The sequence below is a fragment of the Psychrobacter sp. TB20-MNA-CIBAN-0197 genome (genome assembly GCF_040309765.1).
In the GTDB taxonomy this organism is placed as follows: domain Bacteria; phylum Pseudomonadota; class Gammaproteobacteria; order Pseudomonadales; family Moraxellaceae; genus Psychrobacter; species Psychrobacter submarinus.
The window spans coordinates 1-276 of the sequence record NZ_JBEOPC010000490.1 but is presented as its reverse complement, the minus strand read 5'-3'; the positions used below and the strand labels follow the sequence as shown (position 1 = coordinate 276).

Annotated in this window: 1 protein-coding gene; it reads right to left on the bottom strand. The window is 67.4% G+C overall.

Annotated elements, in window-relative coordinates; all coding sequences use genetic code 11:
• On the bottom strand, positions 1-259 hold a 259-nt coding region (locus tag AAEY83_RS14630; protein ID WP_351059998.1), incomplete at its 3' end, for a hypothetical protein.
• Positions 260-276: the final 17 nt, after the last annotated feature.

The window sequence follows — 276 nt, the reverse complement described above, 5'->3', positions numbered from 1 at the left end:
GCGGATAGCCGGCGTATTGCTCGATGTGCGCATCCAGCGCGGCGTAGGGCAGGCGACGCGCGCGGAGTTCGGCAGGTTGCGCGTGATTGAGACTGGCCAGCAGCAACACCGCGCCTTGCTGCGCGATCAACGGATCGCTGACCGGACTGTTCGCCAGCCAGCTGACCAATTGGCTCTGCCCCGAGTCCAGCGACAGCCGCCCCGGATGATCGAGCAAGCGGCGACTGGCCTCGGCATGCGCGCCCAGCGAGTCCTGCACCCATTGCCCTTCAGGGA